Annotated in this window: 3 protein-coding genes; 2 read left to right on the top strand and 1 reads right to left on the bottom strand. The window is 41.6% G+C overall.

Annotation, left to right across the window (positions count from 1 at the left end; translation table 11 throughout):
- A partial coding sequence (locus F9856_RS11815; RefSeq protein WP_202106713.1) for an undecaprenyl-diphosphate phosphatase occupies positions 1–795 on the bottom strand: 795 nt, incomplete at its 3' end.
- Positions 796–917: 122 nt separating this feature from the next.
- On the opposite strand from F9856_RS11815, the gene F9856_RS11810 reads away from it, so the two are divergent.
- A complete protein-coding gene (locus F9856_RS11810; RefSeq protein WP_202106712.1) occupies positions 918–2,483 on the top strand; it encodes an ABC transporter substrate-binding protein/permease in 1,566 nt (521 codons plus the stop codon).
- Positions 2,476–3,219: an amino acid ABC transporter ATP-binding protein gene (locus tag F9856_RS11805; RefSeq protein ID WP_012775335.1), complete on the top strand. Its 744-nt coding sequence runs from the start codon at positions 2,476–2,478 to the stop codon at positions 3,217–3,219. Before F9856_RS11810 ends, F9856_RS11805 begins: the two co-directional genes overlap by 8 nt.
- The last annotated feature ends 92 nt before the right edge of the window (positions 3,220–3,311 follow it).

Raw genomic sequence — 3,311 nt, 5'->3', positions numbered from 1 at the left:
TAAAATGATGCGGTAGTAACCAAAAACCGTGAAATCATGTTTTTTAACAAAGTCTGTCAAGAAACGAATAACAACTAAGGATACCAAGTAAGCCGTCACACTAGCGACTAGCAAGATCCATACCTGCTCCATATTCAGGCTATTGCCATCTAAGAAATATTTAACAGCCTTCAAGCCACTATAACCAAACATGGTTGGAATCCCAAGGAAGAAGGTAAAATCTGCCGCCACAGATCGGCTGGTCCCCAAAATAATCGCTCCCAGAATGGTCGCACCTGAGCGACTAGTCCCCGGAACGATGCTTAAGACCTGGAAACACCCAATCAACAAGGCAGTTTTATAAGACATTTTCGCTAAGTCCGTCACCTGTGGCTCTACACCACTGTTACGGTTCTCAATCCAAATAAAGGCAATACCGTAGACAATCAAAGCAATCGCAATCGGTACCATAAAATTGAAGTGCGCTTCAAACCAATTATCCAACGGGACTGCAATTAGGATGGACGGAATACAGGCAATGACAACCTTGGCCCATAATTGCCAAGTCAATTGAATATCACGCTTGGTTTTTCCAGGCTGAAATGGATTCAATTTTTTAAAGTAAATGGTCATAACTGCTAGAATTGCTCCTAGCTGAATGACAATATTAAACATTTCTAGGAAGTTCTTACTTTGGTTTAATTTCACGAACTCTTGAACCAAAATTAAATGTCCTGTCGAAGAGACTGGCAACCATTCCGTTACCCCTTCAATGATTCCTAAAAAAATGGCTTTCAACAATTCCAAAATCATAATAAACTCCTTTTTTCAATTCTAATTATTATACCATAAAAAAATAACACAATGATAGTACAAGGATATTGAAATTTGTCAGAATTTTTAATAAAATGGTGTAATAGCATTTTAAAGGAGACATTATGAAACGTAAACTCAGTATATTTCTGCTGACCCTAATCGCTGTTTTTTCTGTAACAACAGGGGTTCGGGCAGACGAATACCTGCGGGTCGGTATGGAAGCTGCCTATGCACCATTTAACTGGACCCAAGAAGATGATAGCAACGGTGCCGTTCCTATTGAGGGAACCAATCAATTTGCCAACGGATATGATGTTCAGGTTGCAAAAAAAATCGCTGCATCCATGGATAAAGAACTCTTGGTTGTTAAAACCAAGTGGGAAGGCTTGGTCCCTGCTCTTACATCTGGTAAAATCGATATGATTATCGCCGGTATGAGCCCGACAGAAGAGCGCAAGAAAGAAATCGCCTTCTCAGATAGCTACTACACTTCAATTCCTACCCTGGTTGTTCGTTCTGATAGTCAGTACGCAGATGCAACCAGCTTGGAAGATTTTGCTGGCGCAAAAATCACTGCCCAGCAAGGGGTTTACCTCTATGATTTGATTGACCAAATTGAAGGGGCTAACAAACAGACTGCCATGGGAGATTTCTCCCAAATCCGTCAAGCTTTAGAATCTGGCATTATAGACGCCTATGTTTCTGAACGTCCAGAAGGTCGTACAGCAGAAGCTGCAAATAAAGCTTTCAAAATGGTTGAATTGGCAGACAGTTTTGAAACCAATGCCGAAGACGTGACCATTGCTGTCGGTATGCGCAAAGATGACGAGCGTATCGCTCAGGTCAACGAAGTCTTAGCAACTATTTCAGAAGAAGAGCAAATCGCACTTATGGATGATATGATTGAAAACCAGCCCGTTGAAGAAGCCAGCGAGGGCGAAACACCTAGTTTCTTCGCCCAAGTTTGGAATATTGTTGTTAACAACTGGCAACAACTTCTGCGCGGAACTGGGATGACATTACTCATTTCCATCCTCGGTACAATTATCGGTACTGCTATCGGTCTCCTCATCGGTGTCTTCCGTACAGCTCCAAAAGCAGCAAACAAGGCGCTTGCTATTGGTCAAAAAGTGCTCGGTTGGATTATCAATATCTACATCGAAATTTTCCGTGGTACGCCGATGATTGTACAATCCATGGTTATTTACTATGGTACCGCCCAAGCATTCGGACTCAATCTTGACCGCACACTTGCCGCTATCTTCATTGTATCCATCAATACAGGTGCCTACATGAGTGAGATTGTCCGCGGTGGTATCTTTGCCGTCGATAAGGGTCAATTTGAAGCTGCTACTGCTCTCGGATTTACCCATAATCAGACCATGCGTAAGATTGTCCTTCCACAGGTTATTCGTAACATCTTACCAGCGACTGGTAATGAATTTGTCATCAATATCAAAGATACTTCTGTATTGAATGTTATCTCAGTTGTTGAACTCTATTTCTCAGGAAATACTGTCGCAACCCAAACCTATCAATATTTCCAAACCTTTACGGTTATTGCTATTATCTACTTCATCCTAACCTTTACTGTGACACGTATCTTACGCACAGTTGAAAAGCATTTTGATACAGATACATACACAACAGGTGCAAACCAAATGCAAGTCGAGGTGCCACATGACTAAAAATGTAATTCTTGAAATCAAAAATCTAAAGAAATCATACGGACAAAATCAAGTCCTCAAAGACATCTCTATTAGCGTTGAAAAGGGCGAGGTTATCTCAATCATCGGTTCATCTGGTTCGGGAAAATCAACCTTCCTCCGATCTATCAACCTTTTGGAAACACCAACAGAAGGACAGATTCTATATCACGGACAAGATGTTTTGGCTAAAGGATATGATTTGACGACTTACCGTGAAAAACTAGGTATGGTATTCCAATCCTTCAACCTTTTCAACAATCTAAATGTATTGGAAAATGCCATTGTAGCACAAACTACGGTACTGAAACGAGATCGAGCTGAGGCAGAGAAAATCGCCAAAGAAAATCTCAACAAAGTTGGCATGACCGAACAGTACTGGCAAGCCAAACCAAGTCAACTCTCTGGTGGACAGAAACAACGCGTGGCCATTGCACGTGCCCTATCTGTTGACCCAGAAGTTATCCTCTTTGATGAGCCGACTTCTGCTCTCGATCCAGAGATGGTTGGGGAAGTTCTCAAAACCATGCAAGATTTGGCAAAATCAGGATTGACGATGCTTATCGTAACTCACGAAATGGAATTTGCCCGTGACGTATCTGACCGCGTTATCTTTATGGATAAGGGTGTCATCGCCGAAGAAGGCAGCCCTCAACAAATCTTTGAAAATCCACAGGAAGAACGCACACGTGAATTCCTTCAGCGTTTTCTTGGATAAACTCAATCTGTTCCATAGAAGACTATTACTTACCAGTTTCAAAGCTGGTAAGTTTTTTTTAGACTAAAAAAGAGGAATTCGTAGAATTCCCG

Origin of the sequence: Streptococcus suis (assembly GCF_016743335.1) — a bacterium.
GTDB classification, from domain to species: Bacteria; Bacillota; Bacilli; order Lactobacillales; family Streptococcaceae; genus Streptococcus; species Streptococcus suis_Y.
Note: the sequence above shows the minus strand (reverse complement) of the source record. Positions and strands in the feature narration are given on the sequence as shown.

Excerpts from the sequence above, each read along its gene's own strand:
- F9856_RS11810 (WP_202106712.1), top strand. The coding sequence starts at position 918 with ATGAAACGTAAACTCAGTATATTTCTGCTGACCCTAATCGCTGTTTTT.
- F9856_RS11805 (WP_012775335.1), top strand. The coding sequence starts at position 2,476 with ATGACTAAAAATGTAATTCTTGAAATCAAAAATCTAAAGAAATCATAC.